The sequence below is a fragment of the Endozoicomonas sp. ALC020 genome (assembly GCF_049275935.1).
Lineage (GTDB): Bacteria > Pseudomonadota > Gammaproteobacteria > Pseudomonadales > Endozoicomonadaceae > Endozoicomonas_A.
In genome coordinates this window covers 2,297,501-2,311,076 of record NZ_CP184830.1, presented here as the reverse complement: position 1 = coordinate 2,311,076, position 13,576 = coordinate 2,297,501, and the positions used below count along the sequence as shown (strand labels likewise).

The window sequence follows — 13,576 nt, the reverse complement described above, 5'->3', positions numbered from 1 at the left end:
ACCGGGTTAGAGTTGAAAAAAATTTCGAGTTAAACTACGCAACCCCAATGAAACAATGCCAAGTCCAACATGATCCGTAGATTTAAAGAATACGTCACAGGGTGTTTATCTGTCTCCCTTTTGATCATCAACACCCTTTTTCTCAGCCTGCCGCTGCTCTGTTTTTCTCTCTTAAAACTCGTCGTCCCTCTAAAAAGCTTTCGTCGCCTTATGGGACGCATAGCCCACTCTGTGGCGGAGCTGTGGATCAGCATCAACTCTCTCTGGATCAGAGCGCTATCAGGAACCCGTCTGAATATCAGCGGCCTGAAAGATCTGAACCCCAATGGCTATTATCTGGTCACTGCCAACCATCAAAGCTGGGCTGATATTTTGCTGATGCAACATCTGCTCAACAGAAAAATCCCCTTGATGAAGTTTTTTCTCAAACAGGAGCTGATCTTCGTTCCGGTCATAGGTCTCTGTTGGTGGGCTCTCGACTTCCCGTTTATGAAGCGTTACAGCAAAGCCTATCTTGAAAAGCACCCGGAAAAGCGTGGTAAAGATCTGGAAAATACCCTTAAAGCCTGCGAAAAATTCAAAACCATGCCGGTATCCATCGTCAATTACCTTGAAGGCACCCGTTTTAGCGAAGCAAAGCACCAAAAGCAGTCATCACCTTTCAAACATTTACTGAACCCCCGTGCTGGCGGTATCAGCTACGTGATCGGAGCACTGGGTGAGCAGGTGAGAACCCTTTTGAATATCACCATTGTTTATCATCAAAAAGACCAGCTGGGCTTCTGGGACTTCCTGTGTGGTCGAATTAAAAGCGTCAGTATCCATTTTGAACAACAAACGATCCCGGAATCATTCATAGGTCGAAGCTACCAGCAGGATGCTGAATTTCGAAATGACTTTCAGGCATGGGTCAATCATCTCTGGGTAGAAAAAGATCAGCTCATGCTGGAAATGAGTCACCGTCAGGAAGGTGTTGTTAAATGACAATCGTTGAAGCTGGTAAAAAAAGCTAAAACATAGTCGTATAATACAGCCTTCATTCTGACTCCTAGGCCAAAAAATTCTTTTTGGCCTAGAGTTTACGTTTGCTTTCAATATGTGACGAAAGCAACTTTCCAAGTCTACTTTCCAGAACGTATGCATTTATGTAAGCAACAGCCTCTGATTCATCCTCTGATTCAGAATCATCCTTTGTCAAAAGTGACTGATATACAGTTCTCAATAACGAAACCATTTGCTTTCTTATTTTAGAATTACATTCGTTATATTGGGTTTCAGTAAATAAACTACAGTAGCCATCTATAAAATTAGTAACGAACTCTGGAAAAGCACTTATCCAATCAGATAAATCAGGGTCATCAAGTAATAACACCGTCCCCGGTAAAACTTGAAGTATCACTGTGTTAATATCAATAACTATCTGCTGTGGTGATTTTACTGATTTGTATAAACCATCTGTATCTACAAAGAGCACAGAATTATCAGATTTGACGATTATATTTGAGCTATGCAAATCTCCATGCACTAAGCGCGATTTCAATAAAATAAAATTGTTTTCACCATATTTATTGATTATCCCTGAGCTATGCAAAGTACCGAGAGTCATTCCAATTTTTCTATACAATATATTTAATTTTTTTCGATCTAAACCATTTGAATACATTTTTTCTTTTATTGTACTTAGTGTTTTTCCTTCTACATAAGGAAAGACAGAGTAATAAAAGGGTTCTGAATCACTTGAAAGGGAAACTTCTCTCACTGGTTTTACTAACATTGAGCAAAATTCAGAGAAGCAGTTTGTAGATAAGTAGTCATAAATAAGTGTGTTTTCTTGATAATTGCTTTTTCGTGACTCTTTTAAAAAAAATCTATCAGACGAGCATATTAAAGAATAGAAACCATCTTTAGTGACAGAGCCTTTTTCAAAATTAAGGTTTTTCAACTCACAAGCTTCATAATTCTCAATACCGAGAGAATTTGAAATATCAAATACACAGTCCTGAATACTTCTGGAGTTACAGGATACCCTTTCATATGCCTTAGCAGTTGAAGACAATGACATAAGCTCAACCAAGAGGCAGATCATTAAAATTTTTATTGTGGTTTTCATGTTAATACAAAAAATTTGATTAATAATGTTTAGACTGCTTTTTTTGAAGAAAGTTCAAACTTTATGTTCCGACCGCCATCTAACAAATGCTTCCTGCTCTTTCTGGTGTCTCGTCTCTTGAGCCGACGTTTTTTATATAAGCATTTCTGAACAGCTCTCCCCTACAGGACGATTTCCTAGTAAAATACTAAGGTATTATTTGAACGTAGCAATGCCGTCGAAGGGAGTGGTGGCATTTCCGTCCTCTGATGTATGGAAAATCCTGAATGAGAACAAGCCTGGATCAGCTCAACTTTAACAACCGCTTTGGCCAGCTGCCTGACGTGTTCTACACCCGTCTTCAGGCCACGCCTCTGGATAATCCAAAGCTGGTAGCCGTCAGTCAGCCAGCCGCTGATCTGTTAGATCTTGAGCTGAGTGACACCTGCAAAGAACAGTTGGCCCAGGTGGCTGGAGGCTTAAAAACTCTGGAAGGTTCCGATCCTCTGGCAATGATCTACTCCGGACATCAGTTTGGCAGCTACAATCCACAGCTGGGTGACGGACGAGGCTTGCTTCTTGGAGAAGTGACCAACAACCTGGGTGAAAGCTGGGATCTCCATTTGAAAGGGGCAGGTATGACGCCTTATTCCCGATTTGGAGATGGTCGGGCCGTTCTACGTTCCTGCATTCGAGAATACCTGGCCTCTGAGGCTCTGTTTCACCTGGGCATCCCGACCACCCGCGCCCTTTGTGTGGTGACCAGCGACACTCCGGTTTACCGTGAAACTGAGGAACGCGGATCTACCCTGCTGCGAATGGCAAAAACTCATATCCGTTTCGGTCACTTTGAGTATTTCTACTACAGCAAACAATACGATGCCCTTGAAACTCTGGCCGAATTTACCATTGAGAACTACTTTCCCGAGTGTTCTGATAAAAACGACAAATACAGTTTATTTTTCAAAACGGTGGTAGAAAAAACCATTGAAATGATTGCCCTTTGGCAGGCTAACGGTTTTGCGCACGGGGTGATGAACACCGACAACATGAGTATCCTCGGCGAAACTTTTGATTACGGACCTTTCGGCTTTCAGGATGATTTCAACTGGCACTTCATCTGTAACCACTCTGATCACTCCGGTCGCTACGCCTTCAGCCAGCAACCTGATATCGGTTACTGGAACTGTGGCCGACTGGCACAGGCCCTGGTGCCTCTGCTCGACGATGTATCCGCTTTGCAAAAAATACTGGACACCTATCCTGCACTTTACTCAGCCAGATACCTGCCATTGATGAGTGAAAAGCTGGGACTCCTGGAAGAAGACCCCAAAGACTCAGATCTGATCAAGGATCTTCTGCAGTTGCTCCATGAACAACATGTGGACTACACCCTGTTTTTCCGAACCTTGTCTGATTACCATGTGGGTCAGGGAGTATCCGCATTCGTTGCTTTATGCAGCGAATCTGGGCCGCTCAGACAATGGCTGCAACGCTATGATGAAAGAGTTTCTCAAAACTCCGAGCCAGAGCAGCTGCGCCACCAACGTATGAAGCAAATTAACCCCAAATACATTCTGCGAAACTATCTCGCCCAGGCTGCTATCGAGAAGGCAGAACAAGGGGATTACGGCGAGATTGAACAACTGATGACAGTGTTGCAGTCCCCCTATGATGAGCACCCTGATCTGGAACATTATGCTCAAAAGCCCCCTGAGTGGGGTAAAAAGCTGGAAGTCAGCTGCTCGTCCTGACGGATAGTTTGCTATACCATTCCAACCTGTTACCGATTAAGAAAATGAGGATACCCATGGCCCGTACCGTACATTGTGTAAAACTCAAAAAAGAAGCCGAAGGTCTTGCTGTACCACCTCTGCCCGGACCCAAAGGCCAGTGGGTTTATGAGAACGTTTCCCAGACAGCCTGGAGCGAATGGCAAGCCCACCAGACTCGCCTGATTAACGAGAAACACCTCAACTTGCTGGACCCTGAAACCCGCAAATACCTGACCGAACAGATGGATAAGTTTTTCGCCGGTGAAGATTATGATACCGCCGATGGTTTTGTGCCTGAGCAGAAGTAAACTGATTAGGAGCCTCTACCATGAACATCAAAGACATTTCCATCTCTAACAACAAAAAGAAGCAGATCCTCTCTGCTATCAGCGACCACTCCGTCCTCTTTCAGGAAGAAAATGGCGACATTGTTGTAGATACCCGGGCCTATCAGACTTACAAGGAAGAAAAAGGGCAGGCACCGATTGAAGAAATAGCGGAACTGGACTCTCTGGAAGAATTGGCAGACTATGTCGTTTTTCAATGACAAAGCAAGCTCTGTCTGCTGCGTTACATCTCTAATCTATTGATCCAACCCAATTTTTTTGTTCAAAAGACCGAAAATCGTTGTAGCCGACTTGACTCAGAGGGGTGAAATCCGTTTAATACGCCTCGCACATGATTGCATGAAACGCCTGGGTAGCTCAGTTGGTAGAGCAGCGGATTGAAAATCCGCGTGTCGGTGGTTCGATTCCGCCCCTAGGCACCATTGATCTTCACGATGGTGCTATTAAGTCGAAAAGCAGTCTGGCCTGGGTAGCTCAGTTGGTAGAGCAGCGGATTGAAAATCCGCGTGTCGGTGGTTCGATTCCGCCCCTAGGCACCATATATCAAAGGGTTACGAGAAATTGTAACCCTTTTTTTGTGCGCCGAAAAAATTTACAGATTAATAGTGTACCTCTGAAGCGCTACTCAGACCGCCCTGGCACACCAGATGACCTTGCCCACAACTGGATTCTCTTCCACCTTTTTCAGATCCATATTCCAACGGGGATATTCAGGGTTATCACTGGTTATTTTCAGTTCATGCTGCACCTGTTTTACCCGCTTGGCCATCAAACCATCTTCGGTTTGAATAAGGTAGACAGCTTCACTATGGACTGATCTCCGGGACAGATCCACCAACACCTGATCTCCGTCCTGAAAGGTGGGCAGCATACTGTCACCGCTGATGGTGACAAATGCCAGACTTTCACCGGAAACGCCCAATTGTCGGCTCAGAAAGGTTTTATTGAAAGCAAAATAATCGCTGACTTCTTCACCCTGAACAGCTGAACCCATTCCTGCACTGGCCTCTACATCAAACATAGGAGCGAAGACAATTTCTTTACTTTCTTTAGTATCAGATATTTGTCCACTGTCGTTTTGATTGCCAGTCAGCAACCAGTTCAGGTCGACCCGAAACTCATCATAGAGACTTTCCAGATAGGCCATGGAAGGGCGGCTTGTACCCCGACAGATTTTATAGATGTGAGAGGCGGATTTGCCTGTCATTTCGGCAAACTGCTTTTTGTTTCCCTTTGCCAGACGATCAACTATCAACTGGAATCGACGCGCGAAAGCGTTTGCCATACTCTGTTTTGTCCTGAAATAAGAATGAAAGAGCAATTATACAACAGCAGATCTGATTAAACGTACACAGTTGACATCCTCCCCGCCCTGAAGAGGGTGTCGCAAAAGGGTATGGTCAGCAGGATATATCAAGATCGTCGTTCCCGCGTAGGCGGGAACCCACCACGAACAGTGGATCTCCGCCTTCGCGGAGATGACGGTTTGAAGCTTGAAGCGTTTTAATTGACCTTTTGCGACACCCTCAATCGGGCGGGGGTATAAGACGGGAACGCAGAGCGTTCCGGTTGAGTATTTGTACGTAGTTGGTTATATTTTCCATCGGTCTGTCTCTATGCAGAGACTCACGGTGACGAAAACCAAGCACTGTTAACAAAAAATTAAGGCAGAGACAACTGCCCAACCGCCCTTGAAGAACCAGACGAGCCCATACCTGAGTGACCCGTTAAGGCTGCGACAAATCAAACAAAAGACCAATAAATAACCGAGGGGCACCCGGTTACTGCTGATGGAGGCTTCTGTGTAAGTCCAGTCGCTATAGGCTGGCTGTAGCCCGTGAAGTCAGAAGCCTCGCCTGACAAGGCGGGGAGTGTCACCAAAGGACCGATATAATCAGCCAATGACTTTCCAGCTACGCCCTTATCAACAAGACGCTGTTTCCAGAGTGATACAGCACTTTCGCAACAGTGACGACCCTGCCCTTGTGGTACTGCCCACAGGTGCTGGCAAGAGCCTGGTCATCAGTGAGCTGGGACGCATTGCCCGTGGCCGGGTCCTGGTTCTGGCTCATGTCAAAGAGCTGGTTGAACAGAATCATGTCAAATACGAAAGCTATGAGCTGAAAGCTTCCATATTCAGTGCCGGGCTGGGCAAGAAAGAGGCTACTGAGCAGGTTGTATTTGGCAGTGTTCAGTCTGTCGTTAAAAACCTGGATCAGTTTAATGACGAGGACTTCACGTTGCTGGTCATAGATGAGTGTCATCGGGTTTCTCTGGAGAAAACCTCCAGTTATCACAAGATTATTGAGTACCTTCAAAAGCTCAATCCAAAGCTGAAAATACTGGGATTAACGGCAACGCCCTACCGGCTTGGCATGGGTTGGATTTATCAGCATTACCTGCCCGGAAACCAAAAAGGCACCCTGCGAACGGCAGAAAAGCGATTTTTCAAAAGCTGTATTTATGAACTTCCGTTGTCGTACATGATCAAAAACAACTATCTGACACCGGCAACCTTGATTGATGCTCCTGTTGTTTTTTACGACTTCAGTCTTTTATCAAGGGACCGTTTTGGTCGCTACAGCGAAGCTGATCTGAACACGCTGCTCAAGGGCGAAGGGCGGGCGACACAACAGATCATCAATCAGGTTCTGAAAGCGTCGGAAAACAGAAAAGGTATCATGATCTTCGCTTCTACCGTGGACCATGCCCGGGAAATAATGGGCTATCTGCCAGAATCTGAATCCGCTTTGATCATTGGTGACACGGCTACTCAGGAACGCGATAACCTGATTCAGGCTTTCAAGGCTCAGAAGATCAAATATCTGGTCAACGTCTCGGTCTTAACCACCGGCTTCGACGCCCCCCATGTTGATCTGATCGCTATTCTTCGCCCCACCGAATCTGTCAGCCTTTATCAACAGATTGTGGGCCGTGGGCTTCGTCTGGCAGGAGGCAAGAAAGATTGTCTGGTTATAGATTTTGCCGGCAATCGCTATGATCTGTTTAGCCCTGAAATAGGTAGTCCAAAGCCAGACTCCCAATCCGTTGCGGTGACAGTTCCCTGCCCTGCCTGTGGCCATGAGAACAGCTTCTGGGGCATTGTCGATGATGACGGTGATCTGATCGAGCACTATGGTCGCCGTTGCCAGGGCGTTGAAACGTTTGAAGGTCAAATCGTTCGATGCGACTTCCGCTATCGTTTCAAGGAGTGTCAAGAATGCGGTGCAGAAAACGACATTGCCGCGAGAAAATGTCATCAATGCAGAAAAACACTGGTTGATCCGGATCAAAAACTGCGAGATGCCCTTAACCTGAAAGACTGTATGGTGCTTCGTTGCTCCGGTATGACGATGGAATCTGACTCCGGAGGAAATCACCCCAGAATCAAAATCACCTACTACGATGAAGACGGAGCTGAAGTCAGCGAGTATTTCCGTCTGGACACCGCTGCCCAACAAGGTGCTTTTTATCATCACTTTGGCAAACATGCCCTGATTAATCGTGCTGAGCCCTTCAGGGCAAAGTCAGTCGACTCCGTTATCAGTCAACAAAAGAAATTTCGCAAACCAGACTTCGTGATTGCCAGAAAAGAGAAACACTACTGGTCGGTCGTTGATAAGCTCTTTGATTATGAGGGTCATTACCGAAAGGCTTATGAGGCTGAATAACTACTCCTCATACTCTAGACCTATTATGAAGGTGCCTGAAGCAAGACATTTATGACAGCAATAATCAGACTAAACCTCTCTTTCGACAGATTCTCTTATGTCATATTGAGAGAGTTCATGTCTGATGCGCGTGTTTAATTCATCGCGATTAAGCCAAATAAGTTCTTCGATGTGTTGGATATTCCTGCTTTTGAAATCCATAGATAAGAGTAAGATGAATCGTCTCTTGGCTAACAATGAGTCACAGTTCAGGATCTGCCTGCGAAATTCTTCGGATGCAATCATTTTTTTTCTCAGAGGATCTCCCAGATTATAAAACAAGCCCTTTGCTAATTTATTAAAGAAAATAATCAGCAGGTTTTCGACTGTTCCATCGGGTTTACCGGGATCCAGATCCGGACGGTCAAGTAGTGTAAGTGCTAAATGAGGGTTATTTAACAATATGGCCTGACCGATAAGGCTAACAGGGATCTTTCTTTCACCCGTTTTTTTATAAAATGAAAACTCAGGAGGAAATTTAATATGAAAGGAAGATTTAAAAGGCCCTGAGTACTCAAATCCTATTTTTGTATTTACCCGGGTTCTGGGATCGCTGGCCAGTAATTCACTGATTACGCCTCTGTTTTTGGCTCCTACCTGGCTGTTTACTAATTCCGTTGGTGTCATGTACATACTTCCAGTAAAATCTTGAATACAATTGACGCTATTAACGTTGGTATCATTGTTTTCCAGTAACACCTTCATTATTTTTGATGTGAAATCAGCAGGCGAATAACTAGAGTGCCTGCCACTGCGAACAAATAGTCGGGGGAGGTTACCTTCTCCTTTTTCATAGCTTTCACTCGCCAATACTGTATCCGGTAATGCTCCATAGTTAATTAACAATTGGAGTGCTTCCGTTTTACCATGAACTGCCGCCTGAATGGCCGGATTTCGATTTTTTTGCTTCAAGCAAAGTTGTAAAGAGGTCGGGTGCCTGTCAATGATATAGCTGATCAGCTTAGTATCGTTGTGTTTGGCTGCTTTCATTAATGCTGAATCTGGTCCTCTTAATTTCAGATGCAATTTGTTAACTTTATGCTGAGCCCAGGAACAGGTCCGTGTCTCACTGTTCTGTTGTCCTTGAGCTGAATTGCTTCTACCAAGCAGGCTGTGATTCTCAAGAATATTGCTATTGGGTGCTCCTCCAGTGGCTATCATCTGTCTTCTCCTTTTTTAATTTCATATTCCTTAGATTATTATTTTTTTATAAAGTTCAACGGTATCCTTACTTTTTTTACTTCAATCCGGATAATGAATCATATCCGCTGATAGGGCTCACAGCTGGAGTAATTGTAGAGACATCAATCTATTATCAAGCTCCTGAATCTGATTTAATCGCCTCTGTCCGTGATACAGAACACGGGTGGGACTTACTGAACATACGTACAAATCAGTCCTGCTGCTGGTCAGTAACTACTTTTAATTCCTTATGGTATTATCCTTGTCCATAAACATTTGCTTAAGGCATTAAGTACTCAGCCATACGGAATCGAATATTTCTGGCTTATTGGGCAGGTGCTCTGCAAGGCGCAACGACGGGAACATAGCAAGCTATGTGTCCAGGGTTGCAACGCAGTCAGAGTGCCTGAACAATGAGTCAGAAAATATGATTTCGTATGGTTGAGTACTTACAGTAGAATAATGACATGATCTGGATCATCGCACTCATTGCTCTGATTATTATTGGTAACTTCATGTGGCTCCTGCCTTCCAAATCAGACAGGCGTCGTATGAAGCTTAGAAACAAAGCCATCTTGTCTGGCTTTACCTGTCGGGAAATCAAAGACAAAGATCTTTTACCTGAATCTGCCATTATCGAGCAGAGCCCATGGCTTGAGTATTCCACTGTGTCTTTGACTGAAGATAATGATCCCGTTATCGTTCTGGAAAAAGCCGATGGATGCTGGCCTGAAAACACTAGAGTCGGCTCTGAAAAGCTCTCCAAATTACCTGCTTCCGCTGTCAGAGTGAGCTTCCGGGCAGGTTCCATCGCAGTACTCTGGAATGAAGAAGGTGAACTGGAGGATGTTCAGACTATCATGGATTTTCTTGAGAGCGTTGCGGTTACAGAGCCCCGGCAATAAACCTGAGCCACCACGTAAAATTCCTTCCGTTCTTTTCTTTTTTCTCAAGACAACTTTTGTGACTACCTCTTTATGTAAGAGAGGCAGTCACTCTGATACGTTAAGCCAGTCCTCGCTCCGGGCTGGTTCTTACATGGGTCAAATAAAGTGGCAGGCCAACCAAAAGGAAACCTCCTACCAAATTCCCCAGAGCGGTAGGCAGTTCATTCCAGATCAGGTAATCCATCACAGTAAACTCACCACCCATGATCATTGAGAAGGGAAAAAGGAACATATTGACAATAGAGTGCTCGAAGCCCATGAAGAAAAACAGCATAATAGGCATCCACATGGCCACCATCTTTGCACCTGCAGACGTTGAGATCATGGCGCCGACAACCCCCATTGATACCATCCAGTTACAGAGCATTCCCCGAACAAAAATCGTTAACCAACCTGCAAGACCATGCTCCTGATAGCCCAATGTTCTCGACTCACCAATGGCGGAGACTTTCGCAGCTATGGCTCCACCATCAATGCTGTAGCCATAGGTCAAAATAAACGACACAAAGAAAGCAGTAGTCAGTGCTCCGGCAAAATTCCCCAGAAATACCAGACCCCAATTCCTGAGAAGCCCTCGCATATCCACACCAGGTCGTTTATCAATTAACGCCAGAGGAACCAGGGTGAAGACGCCGGTCAACAAGTCAAATTTCATGAGATACAACATGATAAAACCAATCGGGAACAACAGAGCTCCGATCAGCGGTGAGCCAGTATTGATAGTCACTGTAATGGCAAAGATAGCCGCCAGTCCCAGAATAGCTCCTGCCATGAAGGCTCGAATAAAAGTATCTTTGGTTGACATAAAGATCTTTGACTCACCGGAGTCCACCATTTTTTTGACAAACTGATCGGGTTCGATATAAGCCATATAATTCCATCTCGCTAATTTTATTATTCGTCGAGTCCTGCACAGCAAAAAAGATGCCTGTCTTTTGATTTATCACTTAACAATTTGATTTTTAATAAGTTAACTATTTACAGGATGGCAAGTACCTGAAGAAAATAGTTGATGGGAAAGAAGTGAATCGGTGCATTTTGTGTGAACATGCACCAAAGAAGGAAAAAGTTTTGAGAGTAATGGGATACGATTAAACAAAAACCCCGATCAATCTCTCAACCGGGGTTTTGCTTTATTCAATGCCTGGCGATGACCTACTCTCACATGGGGAAGCCCCACACTACCATCGGCGATGTGTCGTTTCACTTCCGAGTTCGGGATGGGATCGGGTGGTTCCAACGCTCTATGGTCACCAGGCAAAACTGGTCGAGCCGTTGGCTCTCGAGCTGGAAGCTTTAAGCTGGAGGCTTGAAGCTGTTTCTCGAAAACTAAGGCTCTGGAATCCAAATATCTTTTAAGCTGTGTGTCTATTCTTGCTCAACACTCTCGTTCACTGTGTACGGCTTCAAGCTTCCAGCTTCAAGCTTGCTAGATCGCTTTGGCGTTATATGGTCAAGCCTCTCGAGTCATTAGTACGGGTTAGCTCAACGCCTCACAACGCTTACACACCCCGCCTATCAACGTCGTAGTCTTCAACGTCTCTTATGGGCCTTGCGGCCAGGGAAGTCTCATCTTGAAGGGGGCTTCCCGCTTAGATGCTTTCAGCGGTTATCCCGTCCGAACTTAGCTACCGGGCAATGCGTCTGGCGACACAACCCGAACACCAGTGGTTCGTCCACTCCGGTCCTCTCGTACTAGGAGCAGCTCTCCTCAAACTTCCAACGTCCACGGCAGATAGGGACCGAACTGTCTCACGACGTTCTAAACCCAGCTCGCGTACCACTTTAAATGGCGAACAGCCATACCCTTGGGACCGGCTTCAGCCCCAGGATGTGATGAGCCGACATCGAGGTGCCAAACACCGCCGTCGATGTGAACTCTTGGGCGGTATCAGCCTGTTATCCCCGGAGTACCTTTTATCCGTTGAGCGATGGCCCTTCCATTCAGAACCACCGGATCACTATGACCTACTTTCGTACCTGCTCGAGATGTACCTCTCGCAGTCAAGCTGGCTTGTACCATTACACTAACCGCACGATGTCCGACCGTGCTTAGCCAACCTTCGTGCTCCTCCGTTACTCTTTGGGAGGAGACCGCCCCAGTCAAACTACCCACCACACAATGTCCCCGATCCTGCTAAAGGACCTGGGTTAGAACCTCAATATTGCCAGGGTGGTATTTCAAGGTTGGCTCCATGCAGACTGGCGTCCACACTTCAAAGCCTCCCACCTATCCTACACAAGCAACATCAAGATCCACTGTGAAGCTGTAGTAAAGGTTCACGGGGTCTTTCCGTCTAGCCGCGGATACACTGCATCTTAACAGCGATTTCAATTTCACTGAGTCCTGGGTGGAGACAGCGTGGCCATCGTTACGCCATTCGTGCAGGTCGGAACTTACCCGACAAGGAATTTCGCTACCTTAGGACCGTTATAGTTACGGCCGCCGTTTACTCGGGCTTCGATCAAGAGCTTCTCCGAAGATAACCCCATCAATTAACCTTCGAGCACCGGGCAGGCGTCACACCGTATACGTCCACTTACGTGTTAGCACAGTGCTGTGTTTTTAATAAACAGTCGCAGCCACCTGGTATCTTCGACCAGCCTCAGCTTACGGGGCAAGCCCGATCACCAAAGCCGGCGCACCTTCTCCCGAAGTTACGGTGCCATTTTGCCTAGTTCCTTCACCCAGGTTCTCTCAAGCGCCTTGGTATTCTCTACCTGACCACCTGTGTCGGTTTCGGGTACGGTCCCTCTTGACCTGAAGCTTAGAAGTTTTTCCTGGAAGCCTGGCATCAACCACTTCCCCACCTTGGTGGGTTCGTCATCAGTTCTCGGCTTTGTGAACCCGGATTTGCCTGAGTCCACAGCCTACGACCTTAAACAGGGACAACCATCGCCCTGCTGGCCTAGCCTTCTCCGTCACTCCATCGCAGTCAAAAGGGGTACAGGAATATTAACCTGTTTCCCATCGATTACGTCTTTCGACCTCACCTTAGGGGCCGACTCACCCTGCGCCGATTAGCGTTGCGCAGGAACCCTTGGTCTTCCGGCGAGGGAGCCTCTCACTCCCTTTATCGTTACTCATGTCAGCATTCGCACTTCTGATACCTCCAGCCCACCTTCCGGTGAACCTTCAACGGCTTACAGAACGCTCCTCTACCGGTTCAGTTGTCAGTTTGCAGTTGTCGGTTGTCAGTTTGAACTGAGTTATTTAAAACTCTTGTGCAAACTAACCAACATCTTACTGACTTGGTTGTATTCGGTTTTGAGGTCTTGCCATTGCTGATCGTCAATGTAATTGAGATCAAGGCAGTACCTTAACCAAACTCTCATTTCGTCAGATGATCCGATAGCCATCAATATGAACCTTCGAAACTCTGCTTTTGAGATGATCAGTTTCCCATGTCCTTCAGCAATATTTGCACAGATTCCTTTACTGGCTCTGCGCATCTGATCAGCAAGTCCATGCATTTGTTCAATTCTCGGAAATTCCAGCGAGAGCTTGTGAACTTTCAAAGAAAGC

At 45.9% G+C, this 13,576-nt stretch carries 10 protein-coding genes, 2 tRNA genes and 2 rRNA genes (1 of these 14 only partly in view); 8 read left to right on the top strand and 6 right to left on the bottom strand.

From position 1 onward, the window contains the following. Positions 1-69: 69 nt before the first annotated feature. Positions 70-984, top strand: a complete 915-nt coding sequence (locus ACOJUO_RS08080; protein ID WP_422139473.1) for an acyltransferase — start codon at positions 70-72, stop codon at positions 982-984. Positions 985-1,072: 88 nt separating this feature from the next. On the opposite strand, the gene ACOJUO_RS08075 is transcribed toward ACOJUO_RS08080, so the two are convergent. After that, positions 1,073-2,110, bottom strand: a complete 1,038-nt coding sequence (locus tag ACOJUO_RS08075) for a hypothetical protein (RefSeq protein ID WP_422139472.1) — start codon at positions 2,108-2,110, stop codon at positions 1,073-1,075. A gap of 266 nt (positions 2,111-2,376) precedes the next feature. On the opposite strand from ACOJUO_RS08075, the gene ACOJUO_RS08070 reads away from it, so the two are divergent. The 5 genes from ACOJUO_RS08070 (at position 2,377) to ACOJUO_RS08050 (ending at position 4,750) form a co-directional block, all read left to right on the top strand. Further along, complete coding sequence (locus tag ACOJUO_RS08070) at positions 2,377-3,843, top strand: protein adenylyltransferase SelO (RefSeq protein WP_422139471.1); 1,467 nt, start codon at positions 2,377-2,379, stop codon at positions 3,841-3,843. A gap of 56 nt (positions 3,844-3,899) precedes the next feature. Next, a complete protein-coding gene (locus ACOJUO_RS08065) occupies positions 3,900-4,172 on the top strand; it encodes an oxidative damage protection protein (protein ID WP_422136221.1) in 273 nt (90 codons plus the stop codon). Between the two features lie 20 nt (positions 4,173-4,192). Next, entirely contained in the window at positions 4,193-4,411 is a 219-nt protein-coding gene (locus tag ACOJUO_RS08060) for a hypothetical protein (RefSeq protein ID WP_422136220.1), read from the top strand. 146 nt (positions 4,412-4,557) lie between these two features. Then, positions 4,558-4,633 (top strand) — tRNA-Phe (locus ACOJUO_RS08055). Between the two features lie 41 nt (positions 4,634-4,674). After that, positions 4,675-4,750: transfer RNA gene (locus ACOJUO_RS08050), tRNA-Phe, on the top strand. Positions 4,751-4,836: 86 nt separating this feature from the next. On the opposite strand, the gene ACOJUO_RS08045 is transcribed toward ACOJUO_RS08050, so the two are convergent. Next, a complete protein-coding gene (locus ACOJUO_RS08045; protein ID WP_422136219.1) occupies positions 4,837-5,496 on the bottom strand; it encodes an XRE family transcriptional regulator in 660 nt (219 codons plus the stop codon). Between the two features lie 616 nt (positions 5,497-6,112). Here ACOJUO_RS08045 and ACOJUO_RS08040 point away from each other — a divergent pair. Further along, positions 6,113-7,882, top strand: a complete 1,770-nt coding sequence (locus ACOJUO_RS08040) for a DEAD/DEAH box helicase (RefSeq protein ID WP_422140061.1) — start codon at positions 6,113-6,115, stop codon at positions 7,880-7,882. A gap of 69 nt (positions 7,883-7,951) precedes the next feature. Here the strand turns inward: ACOJUO_RS08040 and ACOJUO_RS08035 are convergent, their stop codons facing one another. Further along, entirely contained in the window at positions 7,952-9,082 is a 1,131-nt protein-coding gene (locus ACOJUO_RS08035) for a hypothetical protein (protein ID WP_422136217.1), read from the bottom strand. A 488-nt stretch (positions 9,083-9,570) separates the two neighbouring features. Between ACOJUO_RS08035 and ACOJUO_RS08030 the strand changes: the two genes are divergently transcribed. Continuing rightward, a complete protein-coding gene (locus tag ACOJUO_RS08030; protein WP_422136216.1) occupies positions 9,571-10,008 on the top strand; it encodes a hypothetical protein in 438 nt (145 codons plus the stop codon). 100 nt (positions 10,009-10,108) lie between these two features. Here the strand turns inward: ACOJUO_RS08030 and ACOJUO_RS08025 are convergent, their stop codons facing one another. From ACOJUO_RS08025 to ACOJUO_RS08015, 3 genes are all read right to left on the bottom strand, one after another. After that, positions 10,109-10,921, bottom strand: a complete 813-nt coding sequence (locus ACOJUO_RS08025; protein ID WP_317144287.1) for a formate/nitrite transporter family protein — start codon at positions 10,919-10,921, stop codon at positions 10,109-10,111. A 271-nt stretch (positions 10,922-11,192) separates the two neighbouring features. After that, positions 11,193-11,308 (bottom strand): 5S ribosomal RNA (gene rrf / locus ACOJUO_RS08020). Positions 11,309-11,499: 191 nt separating this feature from the next. Further along, positions 11,500-13,576: ribosomal RNA gene (locus ACOJUO_RS08015) — 23S ribosomal RNA — on the bottom strand; it runs 1,405 nt beyond the window's last position.

Bases quoted from the DNA above. Each gene is read 5' to 3' on its own strand.
- ACOJUO_RS08080 (WP_422139473.1), top strand. From the start codon at position 70: ATGATCCGTAGATTTAAAGAATACGTCACAGGGTGTTTATCTGTCTCC.
- ACOJUO_RS08075 (WP_422139472.1), bottom strand. From the start codon at position 2,110: ATGAAAACCACAATAAAAATTTTAATGATCTGCCTCTTGGTTGAGCTT.
- ACOJUO_RS08070 (WP_422139471.1), top strand. From the start codon at position 2,377: ATGAGAACAAGCCTGGATCAGCTCAACTTTAACAACCGCTTTGGCCAG.
- ACOJUO_RS08065 (WP_422136221.1), top strand. From the start codon at position 3,900: ATGGCCCGTACCGTACATTGTGTAAAACTCAAAAAAGAAGCCGAAGGT.
- ACOJUO_RS08060 (WP_422136220.1), top strand. From the start codon at position 4,193: ATGAACATCAAAGACATTTCCATCTCTAACAACAAAAAGAAGCAGATC.
- ACOJUO_RS08045 (WP_422136219.1), bottom strand. From the start codon at position 5,496: ATGGCAAACGCTTTCGCGCGTCGATTCCAGTTGATAGTTGATCGTCTG.
- ACOJUO_RS08040 (WP_422140061.1), top strand. From the start codon at position 6,113: ATGACTTTCCAGCTACGCCCTTATCAACAAGACGCTGTTTCCAGAGTG.
- ACOJUO_RS08035 (WP_422136217.1), bottom strand. From the start codon at position 9,082: ATGATAGCCACTGGAGGAGCACCCAATAGCAATATTCTTGAGAATCAC.
- ACOJUO_RS08030 (WP_422136216.1), top strand. From the start codon at position 9,571: ATGATCTGGATCATCGCACTCATTGCTCTGATTATTATTGGTAACTTC.
- ACOJUO_RS08025 (WP_317144287.1), bottom strand. From the start codon at position 10,921: ATGGCTTATATCGAACCCGATCAGTTTGTCAAAAAAATGGTGGACTCC.